The organism is Nostoc sp. (genome assembly GCF_036917655.1).
Taxonomy (GTDB): Bacteria; Cyanobacteriota; Cyanobacteriia; order Cyanobacteriales; family Nostocaceae; genus Nostoc.
The window spans coordinates 36,082-52,277 of the sequence record NZ_JBALCY010000074.1 but is presented as its reverse complement, the minus strand read 5'-3'; the positions used below and the strand labels follow the sequence as shown (position 1 = coordinate 52,277).

Genomic DNA, 16,196 nt, shown 5'->3' with positions numbered 1-16,196 from the left:
TTTATTCATGGAAAACAAAAAGATATTTGTTTTGAGACTATTGCCCGAAAAAAGAAGACATCCTGATCCTCATCCCTTAAATTTATTTATGGGGTTCCCCATTCCCCATTCCCCATTCCCCATTCCCCACTCCCCACTCCCCATTCAATCATTGTGTATCTGCAATTATTAATTACGCTTAATTATTACAGAATTTTGCAGCCAGCCTCGGCGCCAAAAAAAGAATAGCAAACCAAGTGCGATCGCAGCCATTACTACCAAGCAAACTGGGTAGCCCCAATACCAATTCAATTCAGGCATATTATATGGCGATTTTTCAGTACTGAAATTCATCCCATATATTCCGGCTACAAAAGTCAGTGGAATAAAAATTGTTGAAACTATCGTTAGTACCTTCATAATTTCATTCATTTTGTTGCTCACTGCCGAAAGGTACACATCCATTAATCCAGATGCTAGTTCTCGATAAGTTTCCACCATATCCATCACTTGTACCGTATGGTCATAACAATCTCGCAGGTAGATTCGCACTTCTTCACTAATCAAATCACTGCCATCTCGAATTAAGGAATTAATTGCATCCCTCTGTGGCCAGATAGCACGACGTAGTTGCAGTAATTCTCGCCTAATTTGATAAATATTTTGTAGTGTTTGTGGGGTTGGTTTGACTATTACCTCCTCTTCTAACTCTTCGATTCGCTCCCCATATAGCTCTAGCACTGGGAAAAAGCCATCAATAATCGCATCTAACACAGCGTAAGCTAAATAATCCGCTCCCTGTTTACGGATAGTACCTTTATTTTTTTCAATTCGCGATCGCACCGCTTCAAAACAATCATGCTCTGGTTCCTCTTGTACTGTCAGCAAATAATTTTTCCCTAATATTAAACTCACCTGCTCACTATAAAAACCACATGTTCTTTCCTTTGCTACTACCATGCGGCTAATGAATAGCAATTGGTCTTCATAATCCTCTGTTTTGGGACGCTCCGGTACATTAACTACATCTTCTAAAACTAGAGGATGTAAATCAAAAACTTTACCCAATCGTTGTAATATGTCTTGACTGCCTAAACCTTGTACGTCTACCCAAGAAACCGATTCCATCTCCAGATATGGAACACACTCCTCTGGAGTTGCTATTTGTTCACGGGTGAAATTAGTTTGGTTATAGTCAATCAAGAAAATTATCGGTGGCGGAGCATCTGCATCAATAATAATGGTTCCTGGTAGAGTCCCTGGTTCGTGATAGAACTCATTTTCATATGGTCTAGTTACTATTTTGGGGAGGCGGCGCAGTTTTCGTGCCATTAAATATTACCTAATAGTTATTTGTGATTTGTCAGTCGTAAAAACAACTGACAACTTACAGGTAAGTTTACAAAATTTAATAATATAAAGACGTTAATTTCTAGATTAAGCAATTATTTAGGTGGCTAATTTGATCATCAGCATTTTGTTGGTAATCAGTTATACTCATAATTAATCATTGAAAAGCGCGGTAGAGAACATTGTTCATACGGATCAAGTTAAGGTGAAAGCTAGTCTATAACAAGCTTTCAGAGATGATCTCTGATCTCGTTCCCAGTCTGAGACTGGGAATGCCCGTCGTTGAGGCTCCGCCTCCCTTAGTGACGACAAAGCCGCAATGAAAAAGCATTTCCAGCCTCAGACTGGAAACGAGGTTTGAAAAGGGTTTTACCTTAAGTTGACATCAATGAGCAATGTTCCGTACAACACGTGTGGTTCAAATAGATCAAAACTGATGTAAGTTTATTTACGTTCAGTGAGTTACCAGCAATACAGATAACATATTGCTTCTGAATCAGCAATGCTATAAAAAACAGTTTGCCTTGGCAAGACAAACTGCTTAAAAAATATTTATCTGGGTGAGCAGAAGTTAGAACATGCCCATGCCGCCCATGCCGCCCATGCCGCCCATGCCGCCCATGCCGCCCATGCCGCCCATATCAGGGGCAGGAGCAGCCGATTTTTTCTCCGGCTTTTCAACAATGATCGCTTCGGTGGTTAAAACTAAACCAGCAATGGAACCAGCGTTTTGCAAAGCTGAACGCACGACTTTGGCAGGGTCGATAATACCAGCAGCGATCAAGTCTTCAAATTCCCCGGTAGCAGCGTTGTAGCCAATGTTGAAGTCGCTATCCCGGACTTTAGAGACGATCACAGAGCCTTCAGCACCGGCATTGTCTGCTATTTGGCGCAAGGGAGCTTCTAGCGCTCGTCCGACAATATCAGCCCCAATTCTTTCTTCTTCATTTTGTAGGCTGTTTTTAATCGCTTCTACGGTTTTAGCCAAGTGAATTAGGGTCGTCCCACCACCAGGAACAATACCTTCTTCCACAGCAGCTTTAGTGGCGTTCAGCGCGTCTTCAATCCGCAGTTTGCGGTCTTTGAGTTCGGTTTCGGTTGGCGCACCCACTTTAATCACTGCCACACCGCCAGCAAGCTTGGCGATGCGTTCTTGCAGTTTTTCTTGATCGTAGTCAGAATCGGTTTCTTCCAACTGTTTGCGAATTTGAGCAATCCGCTTTTGCACCTCTGGCTTAGTGACACTGCCAGCTACAATTGTGGTGGTTTCTTTGTCAATGGTGATTTTGCGGGCAGTTCCCAGCGCTTCTAGAGCAGCTGTATCCAAACTTAAGCCGATTTCTTCAGAAATCAACTGTCCATCGGTGAGAATAGCAATATCTTCTAACAAAGCTTTGCGGCGATCGCCAAACCCAGGCGCTTTAATCGCAGCCACAGCTAGTACACCTCGCGCTTTGTTCACCACCAAAGTTGCCAAAGCATCACCTTCGACATCTTCAGCGATAATCAGCAAGGGCTGACCAGAACGGGCGACTTTTTCCAAAATTGGCACTAAATCTTGGATGCTGCTGATTTTTTTATCTGTCACCAAGATCCGGGCGTTTTCAAATTCCACAATTTGCCGCTCGTTGTTGGTGACGAAGTAAGGAGAAATATAACCCCTGTCAATCTGCATCCCCTCAACCACTTCTAGTTCGGTGGTTAGGGATTTGGATTCTTCAACGGTAATTACACCATCTTTGGTGACTTTTTCCATTGCTTCGGCTAACATTTGGCCAACTTCTTCATCATTACCAGCTGAGACAGTGGCAACTTGAGCGATCGCACTTCCTTCTACTGGCTTGGCTACCCTGGCAATTTCTTGTACCAGTGCCTCAATGGTTTTGTCGATCCCGCGCTTCAAACTAACTGGGTTACTACCCGCCGCGACGTTCTTCAAACCTTCCCGAATCAAGGCTTGTGCTAAAACTGTGGCGGTGGTGGTGCCATCTCCAGCAACATCTTTAGTTTTTGATGCTACTTCTTGCATGAGTCTTGCACCAGTATTTTCCAAAGGATCTTCTAATTCAATTTCCTTGGCAACAGTGATACCATCGTTGACAATTTGAGGTGCGCCAAATTTTTTCTCTAAAAGGACATTGCGACCTTTGGGCCCCAAGGTGATTTTTACGGCATCGGCAAGGGCGTTAACACCCCTTTCCAGAGCTCGCCGCGATTCCTCGTTAAATGCAATAATTTTCGCCATGTTTTATTTCTCTAGCGCTTCCATTAGACAATTTAGCACTCACAGAGCAAGAGTGCTAATCTCCCAAGCCGCTCAATTTATAAATGGAAATAAAAAAATTGATTAATATACAGGTGATGCTCATATTAGATACTGGCAGTAATGCATGAATTGGGAGATGAATCTAGAGAACTCCCTTAAGTCCCTTGGTATTGCCGACCCTGGCGGCACCGGCTGGTTGGCAGTAGTATTTACATTCCTCTTGGCTTGGGTTGTAACTTGGCGTTTAATTCCGACAGTCCGCAAATTCGCCTTGCGGGTAGGTTGGGCTGACCAACCCAACGCCCGGCGACTAAACCGAGAACCTTTACCCAATGCAGGGGGGCTGGCTATCTATGCGGGTGTGATTGCCGCGCTCGTATTAGCTAGCCTTTTACGACCGATCGAACTCCAAAACGTATTGGCTCAGGTGCTCACTATTCTGTTGGGGGGTTCGATATTAGTCCTTGTGGGCTTTATCGATGATCAGTTCGGCTTACCGCCCTCTGTTCGATTGTGGGCGCAAATTGTCACGGCACTGTTGCTGGTCGCTAATGGCATCAGCGTCAAAGTGATGTTTGGTACCCCCATAGACTCGTTCCTGTCCATGTTGCTAACAGTACTATGGGTAGTAGGGATTACCAACGCCATCAACTTGATGGATGGTATGGATGGCTTGGCAGGAGGAATCAGCTTTATTACCGCCATGAGTTTGTTGGCCGTTGCAGCCCAATTTAACAATCGTGCAGCCGCAATCTTGGTACTCGCAGCCTTGGCAGGTGCTGCACTGGGCTTTTTGCGCCATAATTTCCATCCGTCACGAATTATTATGGGTGATGCCGGAGCATACTTTTTCGGCTATGTGCTGGCAGCAACTAGTATTTTAGGCAAACTGCAACAAAACACAGTTTATGCACTAATTCCTACGGTTTTATTTCTGTTGTTACCAGTGCTAGACACCACTCAAGTATTTGTGCGGCGGCTACTAGCAGGAAATAACCCTCTCAGTACTCCTGGCAAAGACCACCTGCACCACAGCTTGCTTGCTTGGGGACTCTCCCAGCGCCATGCTGCATTCACGCTTTGGTCAATTACCTTAGTTTTCAACTTGCTGGCGATGAGAATACAAGGTATGAGTTTGGCTGTAATAGTGACTACCGCCAGTAGCATTATCATTCTTTTGGGCTTTACTGTCTGGCAAAGGATACGCCAACAGCCCTAGTTGCTTGTAGGGTGGGCATTGCAATGCTAGCCCTACTATGCTTTATTCTCTGCATGACCAAGATATTTTACCAATGGAAAACGATGTCTACAACGGGCTAGTCGGTGATATGGAATTATACCTTGACCAGTCCATCAAAAATTCAAGCTTGAGTTAAATTGTCTTGCAACCAAGCGACTAAATCTCCTTCTGTGGAAAAATCCAACAGTGCCTCAGCTAGATTCTCAAGCTGTTCGATAGATAGCTGACTGATGCTGTCTTGCAATTGCTGAGTCAAATTGCCAATGCGTCGTCTCAACTGACGCATGACCACTTCTAGAGTCTGTTCTTGCCTGACTTCATCACGGACTTCCTCATAAATTCTGGTAGTTTTGATATCAAAATCACCGAGTCCAAACATTTTTATCAACTCCTGACGACTGATAAGCGGTAGTTTGTAGACTACAATTGTTTCTATTAAATCTAGCACTTTTTGTTGAAGTGCTTTATCCAGCACTTCTGAACGTGTCTTTGTAATCAAATTTTTGGCTAATAGGGGAGTTTGTTTTTTATTCACAACTACTAATTTGATGATACCAACTCCCAAAGAATGTTCAGTTACTTCTCCAAGCTCATTTAGATATAATCGCGTGACTAGTTGGCTTTCGAGTAAGACTCGATACGGTTGCACTTGGGTTGGTTCAAAGCTGCGGCGAGGAAATATAACTACTGTTCGCCAATCTTTAGTAGGTGCGTAAAGTCGTAAATACAGAAAAAGTTCTGAAAATAAACGAGCATAAAATTCGTTATCTTTTTGAAATTGAACCTCCACAAAATAAATCGCGTGACTGCTAGGATCAGCAACAGGAAGAAAGACTCCATCGATACGAAATGCTGTTTGCTTCAATTCTACTGAAGCGAAATTATATGCATTTGCTGCTGATGCTTCCAGATTAATTAATTCAAAAAAAGCACTGGGAAAAGTTTGAAATAAACGATAAAAAATGGAGTCTGTTTTCATAATTAGTTTGTCAAGTTTGATTTAATAAGTTCTTAGTTGGCGCTGTCTTCGCTAAAGCGCCAACTAAGAACAATCCCTAACCCTCAATTATTTATTGATTATTAAGGAACACATTTTATAACCCTTAGCTAGTAGCGATCGCCAGATAAAATCGGTGCGTTAGCCTACGGTGTAACGCACCTAGCAAAATTACTAACTCCTAACTCAGCACTATTTACGCCATTACCATACCGCCATCGACGTTAAAAACTTGTCCAGTGACGTAGGCGGCGGCGGGATCGGCGGCGAGGAAGCGTACCATGCCAGCGACTTCTTCAGGCTGACCAAAGCGACCGAGTGGGATGTATTTGAGGATATCTTCGAGGTTGTTGAGATTGCTGGTCATGTCGGTGGCAATAAAGCCAGGGGCGACGGCGTTAACGGTGATGCCGCGAGAAGCAAGTTCTTTGGCAACGCTTTTGGTGAAGCCGATTACACCTGCTTTGGCGGCGCTGTAGTTGGACTGACCTGGGTTGCCCATTTGCCCAGCAACAGAGGTAATGTTGATAATCCGCCCCGATCGCTGCTTGAGCATGATTTTACTGACGGCGCGTGTACATAAGTAAACACCAGTAAGATTAAGGTCTATCACAGCTTGCCAATCTTCTGGCTTCAAACGCAAAAGCAGTGTGTCGCGAGTAATACCTGCGTTGTTGACTAAGATATCCACGCGGCTGAACTTTTCGATGACAGCGTTAACTAGTGCGTCTACTTGATCGATTTTAGAAACATCAGCTTGGATAGCGATCGCCTGACCTCCGGCTGCTGTAATTTCTGCAACAACTGCCTCAGCTGCTGCACTCGAACTGGCATAATTAACAACTGCGATCGCTCCCTGTGTAGCTAATTCAATTGCGATCGCTCGGCCAATTCCTCGTGATCCACCTGTGACAATTGCGACTTTATCTTGTAATAGTGTCATTTAATGTTCCTCAATCTTAGAAATACCGCGCTAATTATCTTATGGTGATTTAGGGAACATCTGAATATTGTCTGGATAAAATCTAACTCTTGGAGGGTGACAATCTTGCTAGCATGATGCAATCGAGATATCTAAATAGATAACAAATAGTCAGTTTAAGATTTATTTTATAAATGGTCTCTAATGGCTATACACAAACGAAAACTATATGTGTATTTTATTATAATTTTTTAATATTTTCTTCATGGCAAATCAGTCTATATTAGATTTATCCGAAAATTAGATTTTGACCCTTGATTGATAAGGCTTTGAGGTTAATTCGCGGATATGTCTATTGATTAATATAGTCCTTTCCCAAGAAAAACCCATAAACCTATACCGATTTTATTTTCTAAGAATTACTATTGAAACAAACAATTGAAAATCGGTGTGTGTCATATGGCAACTAAAAAGCAATTTAACAGCTTTGAAGAGATGCTGTCTGCTTCTGATGTACCTGTATTAGTAGATTTTTACGCTGACTGGTGTGGTCCCTGTCAAATGATGGTGCCAATTTTAGAGCAAGTCAATGCCCAACTTAAGGATCGCCTACGGATTGTCAAAATTGATACAGAAAAATACACAGATTTGGCCACTCAGTACAAAATTGCCTCTCTCCCAACCTTAGTACTATTTAAGCAGGGTCAGCCTGTGGATCGGATAGAGGGAGTGATGCAAGCACCGCAGTTAGTGCAATATCTACAAACAAAGGTTTAAGCTAACACTTAGAATTTGGGTTTTGGTTTTTAGAGGCGCGAAATATCGCGTCTCTTTCAGTAAATAGTGATTAAACTTCTAGCAGATAAAACCTTAAGTAAATATTAAGCATATTTACTTATACGTCTAGAGAAAGTAGTTTAGAAATTGAGACGGCTATATCGTATGGATATAACAAAATATTTAGACAAGCGAAGCAATATATGGATAATAAACAGGAAAGACCTAACAAAGCCGATATTTGGGTGAATATTGATTTTGATAAGGTTAAACACAGAATAAATGCGGTGACTTGCCAGATTGAGCGGGTTATACAAAAGCACCAACTTTCAAATCAAGCTCGTAACTCAGGCAAAAGAAACAATTAAGTTATCTGTGGGGTAATGTCTAAGATAAGCTTATGCCTATGCACTTTATTTTTAGTTTAGCGTAGGCGTAGCCCAACCTAGACATCGCACCAGTTTTGCACAACACATTTTGGGCAAAGCGACTATATTTTTGGAAAACACCAAACAATATTCTTTGATAATCGTCCACCAAGTTTCTACTTATTTATTAGTCATTATTTTATCCTCGACACTCCTGAAAAGGAGTGTTATTTTTGGGAGGATATCTGCTTGCTAGTTATGCTGTGAAAGGGTGTGAAGAAATGATGGGATGGTTATTTGGAGGTCTTGTTAAACAATTTGAGGGTGCAGCCAAGGAGGTCGTCAGAGAGACTAGCAAAGAAATAGCTGACTTGTTTGATGACAAACTTTACCCTTTAGCCGATAAGCTTGATTATATAGCTCAAGAAAGCATTAGTCATGCAATAGAAAAAACTGAGCAATTAGAAAGTAAGGTTAAAGCTGACATTGAACATCTGCTAAATACAGCAGATGAAAAAGTTAAACATCACCTTTATAAAATAGATAAGATTCGTGAAAAAGCCCTCACAGAGACTATTAGTAAAACTAATTTTTATCTAGAAAACAGAATTAATCAAATGTCGCTAGCTGTAATGCAGGCAATTAGCTTGTCTCAAAACAGCATTGAGCAGAGTTTGGAAAGAATCGAATATTTGGAAAATAAGTTATTTCAAGATACTAATCAAGTAGTTGATAAAATCTCTGAACTGATGGATGGCAAACTTGAACTAATTCGCAATGAATTAAAAAAATACTGAGTCGGCTCGCCACTTTTTGCCCAAGTCTAAAAGCTCTGACACTTTTGTGTCTTGGTTCTCTGCAAGGATGTATAGCGTATCAGCAGGATAAGCAATGAAATGGATGATGCTTGTTTCAGGCATGGGACGATAGTTTGCCATTGCAAGGAGGGTATCAACCATGCCACCGAAGCTTAAACCGTTTTCGTCTGGTGCAAAGATTGGTTTTGTAAACAGAAAGCTTGCCCATAAATTCGTGTGGTTGGAAAGGTCAGTAATCACTTCTTCGCCATCAAACTCATTGAACCGACGCTGCCAAACCAAGGCAGCAAAGAGTTCTTGAGGAGAATAGGATTGAGCAATCGATTGGATTTTGGCTAAGTCAAGCATCGCATTTACGATAAGTAGTATTTTTAACAAAACATTTGTAACTACCCTTGCAGTTTATTTACTCAGCGGCTGTTATTCTTATAGCTACTTCGGTCTGTCATAGCAGATAGATTATCCTCGATAATGTTTTTATTTATTAGCGCTCATATACCATCGTGGTCATGTGGGTGCTTTTACTTTATCCCCTGATGGCATAAAACTGTCCGGTTCAATTTTGAGGCGATGTCTGGTGTTTGGTACACTAAGCTGACACTGAAGCTTTAACTTGACCAAAACGGCGATCGCGACTTTGGTAGCTCAACAAAGCCTGAAAAAATGCTTCTCTATTAAAATCTGGCCAAAGGATATCGGTAAAATACATCTCTGTATATGCCATTTGCCACAAGAGAAAATTACTCAACCGCATCTCACCGCTGGTACGAATCAGCAAATCAGGTTCTGGAGTATCTGCTGTGTAAAGATGTTGTTCTACAAGACTTTCATTAACTTCTTCGGCACTGAGTTCGCCCTGTTCTACGAGTTGAGCTACTTGACGACAAACTCTGGTAATTTCATTGCGGCTACCGTAGTTGACTGCAACAGTAAAGTGAATTGCTTGATTGTTCAACGTCTCTCTCATTGAACGTTCCATTTCCGTCTGTAGAGACTTGGGTAAAGCTGATAAATCTCCAATAAACGAGATTCGCACTCCTTCCCGATGCATCTGAGCCAACTCGCGGTGTAGTAATCGCTCAAACAACAGCATCAGAAAATCTACTTCTTCAACCGGACGCTGCCAATTTTCTGTTGAGAAAGCGTATGCTGTCAAGGCTTTGATTCCCCAATCCTTGCAGCAACGCAATAGTTCTTTGAGTGTTTTTGCTCCTTGGCGATGTCCGGCGATGCGCGGTAATCCTCGACTGGTTGCCCATCGTCCGTTACCATCCATGATGACGGCGATATGTTGGGGTATTTTTTCGGGATTTAAATCGGTGGGTAATTTTGAGGAAAGTTTGGAAGTCATGGATTTTTTGCTTTGATGAATAAGATTTACGCACAAGAGATCCCCCCAACCCCACCCTTAAAAAAGGGGGTTTTTAGAGCAATACGCTTGGGTTTGTGATATTTTGATCTCCCCAACCCCCTTAAAAAGGCTTGCTCTAATTCCCTCCTTGAGGCGCACAGGAGAGTGCAAAAGGTTTATTCAGTAATTCCAAATAAATCTTGTAAATAGTCTGGTGTTAGGCTATTGTTCCAACTCCACAGACGACGCATTGTGTAGGTGAAGGTAAAGAGGAGAGTTGTTTTGTTGGTCAATGACCAAGCATTCCAGTTAAGGGTAGCCATCATGCGGCGGAGGGTACGCATGAGGTTGTTACGCTGATAGTTTGGCGATCGCGTTTTGATCAGCGTGCGTCCAATTCGCATCAACCCAGTATCAGGGAAAGTCCAGACTCCAAACCCCCAGAATTTGGTCATGTGGTTGATTTCATCCTGTGCTAGTTCCTCTAAAACATCTTGGAGTGCGCCAGTAGTGTGAGCCATCAACCAAATATAAAGACAGGTTGCACTGTATTCTGTGGCTATGCGGTGTAAGCCGTGGCGATATAGGTCTTCGTCAGGATCATCTGTGGGGAGATAGCTTCTAACAGTCCGAAGTTTTGGGGTAATTTTCTTGCCTGTTAATTGGGTGTAGATTTTGATTAATGCGGGTGTGTGCTGACGTTCTTCCTTTTCCCACAAACCAAGTTCCAGCAATTCGCCATCTTCACGGACTGTTCCACCAACAAACCTAGCCATCTGAGGATGCAATTTTTCCAAATACTGCCGACTTGTTTGGGTATAGCCACGAATGGGAGCTTCTGTATCCATCGCACCTATCAATAGAGATAGAAATACCTCTGCGTCTAAGCCGATAATTTGATTGCGGTTAATTGTTTGCCAGTCGATAAGTTTCCAGGCACGCGGTTGGGGATTGGCAAACTGTATCGGTAAATCTTGCAGATGTTCATGTAGTTTTTCGACTGTAATATATCTGTCTATGAGGGAACGAATACGATGTTGTGTTTGAAGGTAATGACGGCTGGGATAGCTTTTGACTGCTAATTCTTCTGCGACGGGGCTGAGAGTATTAAGCATATTTTTATACTTTAATTTTTATCTCTATGCCCAATAGCCTAAGCGATCGCACTTTGTTTTGTCAGTCGGCTGAAGTCGGCAGTTTTATGTGATGTGGTTGCAAAAGTCGGGGAAAAAGTTGGTTATAGAAAATTTGGGTTTAAAAACTCGCTTTTCTAGGGCTACTTTACAAAGTTAGAAGAGAGAATTGCAGAGAATGTGGCGAAATTGTTAGAACAAGGGTAGATAAAAGTTGAGTAACAGGATAAATCATGAACGTTTATAAAAGATATATCACCATTGCAGATCCAAAGCAGTTAGTATTATCTGATTTACCATTTAAAGCAGGACAGAGAGTTGAGGTGATTATTTTGACAGAGGATAATCAAAGGGTTACTTTAGCAGAAGAATTAAAAAAGTTATTCAAAGAAATACAAGCGATACACGCAGATAATCCCTTAACTGATGAACAGATAGCAGCAGAAATTGAAGCTTCGTAGAGAAAAGGTGATCGCGCTTGAAAACAAATTTAGCGCAATCTAAAAGTTAACCATAGTGTGCTTTTCTATGGCAATTAGGACATACAGCAATAGCATTATCCACCGTATCGTCCCCTCCTTGGGCTAAGAGCTTTTTATGATGAACCTCCAAGTAAGGCGTACCATCAGAAGCGCGAATAAAAGGCGCTGGACTTCTACAGGCTTCACAGATTCCATTTGCTCTATCTAAAACTTCAGCAATAACATCAGTATTTCTCTTAAATACTATTTGATTAATTTGAATACTTTCAGGTATTTTATGAGCTTTTTCAAGTCGTTCTCTTCTTTCTGACTTACTAATTTTTTGAGAATGTCTAACCTTTTCTTCTAATTCTTGTAAATATCCATTTTTCTCTTTCCTGGAATTAGCAATCCAGAAATCACTCAATCTTTTTTTGACCCGGCTTTTCTGAATTGAATCACGAGGGCTAGAAATTCCATAGTTCAGAATTTTTTCTGAGGCCTTAGCGTAAGATTTCCATATATCACTATTCTCAATGATTATTGAAACTATGTCGAAAGAATCAGCGTATGCCCAAATTAGTGAAGCTTCATACTTTAGAGTTGATTTAACAGGTCGATAGTCTAATCCATAGACTTTTGGTGGGTATTGATCTACTAAGAGCCATATACCTTCTCTTAAATGAACTGCTGCCAAAAAAATTCCACCTATAACAAGACTGATAACTTCTTTATGAATACCAAACCATGCTTGCTCTGGATAACATGTATTAATAAAAGCATATTCAAAGAAAGTAATAAAATCTTGTTCTAAATCTGATTGAATATTTTTTTTATGTTTAGATAACCATTCTTTGACTTCTTTTTTCCATTGATAATCGTTCATATTGATATGATTTTCACTTCGACAAATGTATATTTTATGGTTGAAATTAACTTTTTATCGAACATATAAATTACATATAATATAAATTACAATCAATCTTAATATTTTTTAATAGATAGCCAACTTATATAGCGCTCGCACTGCTCAACCCTCTGGCAGTTCACCAAATTGCTGACGATAACGCTCAAGTTGTTTTTGCGCTAATTCAAGCTGTTCTTCTGGAGTTTGATAGCGCTTCCCTTGTTGGTCATACCAATACAAAACCTGACGCTGGATATTACCAGATACGTATTGAGATCGCCCAATTCCCAAACCAATTTCTGGCATCCAAAAGGGTTCACCAATTTGCAATTGATAGCTACCATCTACTAAGCGATAAATTTCAAAAGGTTGGTGGCGATCTCTTTGCCAATACTCTGGATTGTAAATAATGTAGTAAAGTACACCTAACTTGGCATAAATGTCTAATTTCTTGTCGTATTCTCCACCCGGAGTTAAAGAGACAATTTCCAAAGCCAAGATAGGTACAATGTAGTCTTCTTCCCAGAGGACATAACTTTTACGAGATTTCCCTGCCTTGCGCCGTTCTACACCCAAGCTCAAAAATCCGTCTGGAACAATTGGCACAAGTGGACTAACCCCTGTGGTATGGTAAACGCCCATATCCACGCTGAAAAACCAGTCATTACGGTTTGCCCAAATATATTGCAGCAAGAAAAGAAGCAGGTTAGGAATAAAATTCTGGTCTTCATTATCCACAGGGGTATCGTCTGAACAAGGAAGTTCAGCACTACTAGGCAATTGACGGGGATCTGATTTCACCATAAGTAATGATGGTGCTGAGATGACCTAATGATTTTTATTTTATTAGACGAGAAGGCTTTATTTGGAAAAGTCGGGAAAAAAGTCGGATTTACAGAATCTTATCCGAAAACTCTAGCAATATAACTGTAGAGTCATTTATAGTTGTCCCTAAAATCTGAACTATCCTCGTCGTTACACAATGGACGCCCAAGCAGCATTAGCATGGTTAGATGCCATAATTCCCCCTCAGACTGGGGAACGGTTGAGCGATTTGCAAAAAGTGATTCTTGTGCAAGTTTGGTTGGGTAGAAAATACTTAGATATCGCTCATTCTTACGGTTGTACGGAAGGACACGCCAAGGATGCTGGCTCTCATTTATGGAAGCTGCTTTCTAAAGTATTGCGAGAAAAGATTACCAAAAGTAATTGTCGCGCTGCTTTGGAGCGAGTTCTGAGAAAAACTACAGCGATATCCAGCCTGATTGATTACTCGCGATCGCCCCAAAATCCCATCCCAAAATTAGATGATACCAATTTTATTGGACGAACAGAAGCGATCGCTCACCTGAATACTTTGGTAAATCAGGGATCGAAAGTCATTGTTATCCAAGGTGAAGGCGGTTTAGGCAAAACCACTTTAGCCCAGCAATATCTCCAAACTCAGGGGTTTGACTTGGTTTTAGAACTGCTGATGGCGAAGGAAACACAAAATATTACCCCTGCGGAACGGGTAGTAGAAGAATGGCTCAAACAAGACTTTGATCAAGAACCTGGGGTAGAATTTGGCGTAACTTTGGGACGACTCAAGCGCCAACTGCACAATCGGCGAATTGGGGTATTAATTGACAATCTCGAACCTGCATTAGATCAACAAGGCGGCTTGATTGCTTCTCACCGCAACTATGTGGAACTATTGCGGGTGTTGGCTGATGCTAGGGTGCAATCTGTTACTCTGATTACTAGTCGCGATCGCCTTTGTGAACCTGGGCTAAATGTGAATCACTATCGGCTTCCTGGTTTGGATCAAAGCGCATGGCAACAGTTTTTTAGCAACCGGGGATTAGCCATCAACTCGCCAACTTTGCAAATCATGCATCGCACTTATGGCGGTAATGCTAAAGCAATGGGAATTCTTTGTGGTTCGATTCAGGAAGATTTTGACGGTGACATGGTTCTTTATTGGCAAGAAAATCATGCCGATCCGCTAGCAGCAACCGACTTAAAAAATTTAGCGGTTAGTCAAATCAATCGTCTGCAAACCCTCGACCCGCAAGCCTATCGCCTGCTTTGCCGTTTAGGATGTTATCGTTACCAAGATATACCCACCATTCCATCACAAGGGTTGTTTTGTTTACTTTGGGATGTTCCACCTGCTCAACATCGCCAAATCATCGCTTCCCTAAGAAATCGGTCTTTGGTGGAGTGCGATAAAGGTGAATATTGGCTGCATCCGGTGATTCGCGCAGAGGCGATCGCGCGTTTACGCCCCAGCGATGAATGGGAAATTGCCAACCACAAAGCCGCAGAATTTTGGACAACTAGTGTTAAACAAATTGAAACCTTTAAAGATGCTTTGCAAGCTCTGGAAGCGTATTATCATTATATAGAAATTAATGATTTTGAGCTGGCTGGAAAGGTCATTTTAAAAAGCCGAAATAATCAATGGCAGCAGTTTTTGCCTCTTGGTAGTACGTTGTATCGTATGGGTTTAATTCAACCGATACTTGCGGCAATTAATCAAGTTGTTAACAATCTGAAAAATGACCAAAATCTCAGCGAACTTTACAATATACTGGGTGATTTATATTGGATAACAGGTAAGATTAATCAAGCGATCGCCTGTCAGGAAAAGACTATTACTCTGGCAACGCAAGCACTCAAATCACTTGTACCTCAGCCAGAAAATAAACATCCAGTTTACTATTTGAGGATGCTAGAAGTAGATTCTTTATTAAGTATTGGTCTTTACAAAATAGATTTGTGGGAACTAGAGGCAGCCGCAAAGTTATTTCAACAAGTAATTTATCTGGCTCAAAATACCGAGCATCATCGCTGGGCAGAGAAAGCTTCTGTCTGTTTAGCCTTGGTATACTCTTATTTAGGTTTGTGTGATGTCTCCTATGCATTAGCAGATGTAGCTTATCAAAATATTAAGAACGAAAAACTGGTGAAACAGACTGGGAGATTTGTCTATTTCATGCAAATTTTGGGTCAAACCTACGTCAATTTAGGAGAATTTTCCCAGGCAAATCAAATATTACACCAAGCTTTGACCTTTGCTGAAGAAAGTCACTATATGCAGGTAAAAGCAAAAACACTGAATGGTTTAGCAGAAATCTATCGACAACAAGCAGATTTTGCATTAGCCCTGGCTAATCATACAGAAGCCATCGAACTTTTGGATAAAATAGGTGCTAAGTGTGACCTAGCTGAAGCTTATTTTCAATTGGGTTTAACTTATCAAAAGATGGTAAAGCGTGATGAAAGCCAAATGAATTTTAATCAAGCGATTCAGCTATTTACTGAAATAAAAGCTCCGAAGCAAGTTGAAAAAATTTCAACCTGCGCTGAACTATGCGTAGACGCCCAAGAGCTTGTCGTCCATCATTGCTGATCAAGCCTTCCTTCATTTATAGCTCAATACGCTTGGGTTAAGAAGAAAAGTAGGTTGGGTTGAGCAACAGCGAAACCCAACATCCTTAGGACTTTGTTGGGTTTCGTTCCTCAACCCAACCTACATCAGTTTTAGTTTTTAGCCTTAACCAAGCGTATTGATTTATAGCTAAGTAAGTCGGCGAGAAAAATTCAATGTATATGAAGAAATATAAATTTGAAGTAGGGTGT

General features: G+C 41.3%; 15 protein-coding genes. 6 read left to right on the top strand and 9 right to left on the bottom strand.

Features of this window, described 5'->3' with window-relative positions; all coding sequences use genetic code 11:
- Positions 1 to 168: 168 nt before the first annotated feature.
- Together corA and groL are read right to left on the bottom strand one after the other, a co-directional pair.
- The gene (gene corA / locus V7K30_RS27280; protein WP_335004696.1) at positions 169 to 1,311 is read right to left on the bottom strand and encodes a magnesium/cobalt transporter CorA; all 1,143 of its coding nucleotides are present in this window, start codon (positions 1,309 to 1,311) and stop codon (positions 169 to 171) included.
- 589 nt (positions 1,312 to 1,900) lie between these two features.
- Positions 1,901 to 3,574, bottom strand: a complete 1,674-nt coding sequence (groL, locus tag V7K30_RS27275) for a chaperonin GroEL (RefSeq protein WP_335004694.1) — start codon at positions 3,572 to 3,574, stop codon at positions 1,901 to 1,903.
- 157 nt (positions 3,575 to 3,731) lie between these two features.
- Here groL and V7K30_RS27270 point away from each other — a divergent pair, with 157 nt between their 5' ends.
- Positions 3,732 to 4,814, top strand: coding sequence for an MraY family glycosyltransferase (locus tag V7K30_RS27270; protein WP_335005234.1), 1,083 nt, complete (start codon positions 3,732 to 3,734; stop codon positions 4,812 to 4,814).
- Between the two features lie 142 nt (positions 4,815 to 4,956).
- Here V7K30_RS27270 and V7K30_RS27265 read toward each other — a convergent pair whose 3' ends face one another.
- Together V7K30_RS27265 and fabG are read right to left on the bottom strand one after the other, a co-directional pair.
- On the bottom strand, positions 4,957 to 5,814 hold the full coding sequence (locus tag V7K30_RS27265) for an Rpn family recombination-promoting nuclease/putative transposase (protein ID WP_335004692.1): 858 nt from the start codon (positions 5,812 to 5,814) through the stop codon (positions 4,957 to 4,959).
- A gap of 214 nt (positions 5,815 to 6,028) precedes the next feature.
- Positions 6,029 to 6,775: a 3-oxoacyl-[acyl-carrier-protein] reductase gene (gene fabG, locus V7K30_RS27260; protein ID WP_335004690.1), complete on the bottom strand. Its 747-nt coding sequence runs from the start codon at positions 6,773 to 6,775 to the stop codon at positions 6,029 to 6,031.
- 438 nt (positions 6,776 to 7,213) lie between these two features.
- Between fabG and trxA the strand changes: the two genes are divergently transcribed.
- The 3 genes from trxA to V7K30_RS27245 all read left to right on the top strand — a co-directional run bounded on the left by trxA (position 7,214) and on the right by V7K30_RS27245 (position 8,696).
- A complete protein-coding gene (gene trxA / locus V7K30_RS27255; RefSeq protein ID WP_229467763.1) occupies positions 7,214 to 7,531 on the top strand; it encodes a thioredoxin in 318 nt (105 codons plus the stop codon).
- Positions 7,532 to 7,734: 203 nt separating this feature from the next.
- A complete protein-coding gene (locus V7K30_RS27250; RefSeq protein WP_335004687.1) occupies positions 7,735 to 7,899 on the top strand; it encodes a hypothetical protein in 165 nt (54 codons plus the stop codon).
- A gap of 233 nt (positions 7,900 to 8,132) precedes the next feature.
- Positions 8,133 to 8,696 carry a hypothetical protein gene (locus tag V7K30_RS27245; protein ID WP_335004685.1) on the top strand — a complete coding sequence of 188 codons (564 nt, stop codon included), beginning with the start codon at positions 8,133 to 8,135 and terminating at the stop codon, positions 8,694 to 8,696.
- On the opposite strand, the gene V7K30_RS27240 is transcribed toward V7K30_RS27245, so the two are convergent.
- The 3 genes from V7K30_RS27240 to V7K30_RS27230 all read right to left on the bottom strand — a co-directional run bounded on the left by V7K30_RS27240 (position 8,682) and on the right by V7K30_RS27230 (position 11,183).
- Complete coding sequence (locus V7K30_RS27240) at positions 8,682 to 9,065, bottom strand: hypothetical protein (protein ID WP_335004683.1); 384 nt, start codon at positions 9,063 to 9,065, stop codon at positions 8,682 to 8,684. The two genes, V7K30_RS27245 and V7K30_RS27240, sit on opposite strands and share 15 nt — an antisense overlap.
- 241 nt (positions 9,066 to 9,306) lie before the next feature.
- Positions 9,307 to 10,068 (bottom strand): isoprenyl transferase, encoded by a 762-nt coding sequence (locus V7K30_RS27235; protein ID WP_335004681.1) that lies wholly within the window; start codon positions 10,066 to 10,068, stop codon positions 9,307 to 9,309.
- A gap of 176 nt (positions 10,069 to 10,244) precedes the next feature.
- Positions 10,245 to 11,183: a ferritin-like domain-containing protein gene (locus V7K30_RS27230; RefSeq protein WP_335004680.1), complete on the bottom strand. Its 939-nt coding sequence runs from the start codon at positions 11,181 to 11,183 to the stop codon at positions 10,245 to 10,247.
- A 251-nt stretch (positions 11,184 to 11,434) separates the two neighbouring features.
- Here V7K30_RS27230 and V7K30_RS27225 point away from each other — a divergent pair, with 251 nt between their 5' ends.
- Positions 11,435 to 11,662, top strand: coding sequence for a hypothetical protein (locus V7K30_RS27225; protein WP_335004678.1), 228 nt, complete (start codon positions 11,435 to 11,437; stop codon positions 11,660 to 11,662).
- Positions 11,663 to 11,708: 46 nt separating this feature from the next.
- On the opposite strand, the gene V7K30_RS27220 is transcribed toward V7K30_RS27225, so the two are convergent.
- Positions 11,709 to 12,548 carry an HNH endonuclease gene (locus V7K30_RS27220; RefSeq protein ID WP_335004676.1) on the bottom strand — a complete coding sequence of 280 codons (840 nt, stop codon included), beginning with the start codon at positions 12,546 to 12,548 and terminating at the stop codon, positions 11,709 to 11,711.
- A gap of 144 nt (positions 12,549 to 12,692) precedes the next feature.
- Positions 12,693 to 13,373 carry a Uma2 family endonuclease gene (locus tag V7K30_RS27215; RefSeq protein WP_335004675.1) on the bottom strand — a complete coding sequence of 227 codons (681 nt, stop codon included), beginning with the start codon at positions 13,371 to 13,373 and terminating at the stop codon, positions 12,693 to 12,695.
- A 178-nt stretch (positions 13,374 to 13,551) separates the two neighbouring features.
- Here V7K30_RS27215 and V7K30_RS27210 point away from each other — a divergent pair, with 178 nt between their 5' ends.
- Entirely contained in the window at positions 13,552 to 15,966 is a 2,415-nt protein-coding gene (locus tag V7K30_RS27210) for a tetratricopeptide repeat protein (RefSeq protein ID WP_335004673.1), read from the top strand.
- Positions 15,967 to 16,196: the final 230 nt, after the last annotated feature.